This is a genomic window from Cupriavidus sp. WS (genome assembly GCF_000395345.1).
Lineage (GTDB): Bacteria > Pseudomonadota > Gammaproteobacteria > Burkholderiales > Burkholderiaceae > Cupriavidus > Cupriavidus basilensis_B.
In genome coordinates, this window is record NZ_AQPL01000033.1 from 1 (window position 1) to 1026 (window position 1026).

At 72.8% G+C, this 1026-nt stretch carries 1 protein-coding gene; it reads right to left on the reverse strand.

What is annotated here, in order from left to right; genetic code table 11:
- Window positions 1–34: 34 nt before the first annotated feature.
- On the reverse strand, window positions 35–1012 hold the full coding sequence (locus K206_RS0103570; RefSeq protein ID WP_029043192.1) for a tripartite tricarboxylate transporter substrate binding protein: 978 nt from the start codon (window positions 1010–1012) through the stop codon (window positions 35–37).
- Window positions 1013–1026 lie beyond the last annotated feature (14 nt).

Below are 1026 nucleotides of genomic sequence, written 5' to 3' on the forward strand. Positions count from 1 at the left end.
CCCGCCGCCACCGTGGCGGGCCGGCCCGCCCGCGTCAGTCCAGCGAGATGCTGGCGCTCCTGGCCACCTTGCCGAATTTCTCGTACTCGGACAGCGTCAGCGACTGCAGCTCCGCCGCGCTCGAGCCCTTCGGGTTGAAGCCGGCCTGCACCAGCTTGTCCTTCACCTCGGCATTGCCGAGCGCCTCGACCAGCGCGGCGTTGAGCGCCTGCACCACCGGCGCCGGCATGCCGGCCGGGCCGTACACGCCGAACCACGGCTCCACGGCGTAGCCGGCCAGGCCGGCCTCGGCCAGCGTCGGCACGTTGGGCAGCGACGGCGAGCGGGTCTTGCCCGCCACCGCCAGCGCGCGCAGCTTGCCGGCCTGGATGTGCGGCAGCGAGGCCGGCAGGTTGTCGAACATCACCTGCACGTGGCCGCCCAGCATGTCGTTGATGGCCGGGCTGCTGCCCTTGTACGGCACGTGGACCAGGCCGGTCTGCGTCATCTGCGAGAACATCGCGCCGGCCAGGTGCATCGAGGTGCCGGCGCCCGCCGTGGCGTAGGTCAGGCCGGGATGCGCCTTGGCATAACCGACCAGATCGGCCACCGTCTTCACCGGCAGGTCGTTGCTGACTTCCAGCACGATGGTGGAGGTGCCCAGCAGGCTCACCGCGGTGAAGTCCTTGCGCGGGTCGAACGGCACGTGCTTGTAGATGTGCGGATTGAGCGCGTTGGTGGAGATCGCGCCGAAGCCGATGGTGTAGCCGTCCGGCGCGGCCTTGGCCACCGCCTCCATGCCGATGTTGCCGCCGGCGCCCGGGCGGTTTTCCACCACCACCGGCTGGCCCAGCTTCTCGCCGATGCGCTGGCCGACCGTGCGCGCCACCAGGTCGGTGGTGCCGCCGGCCGCGTAGGGCACGACGAAGCGGATCGGCCTGGACGGGTAGTCGCCGGCCGCGCCGGCCGCGCCGGCCACGCCTGGCAGCCAGCTTCCGGCCAGCGCGGCGGCGATGGCGGCCGCGCCCAGCAGGCGCCGGCCGGCGG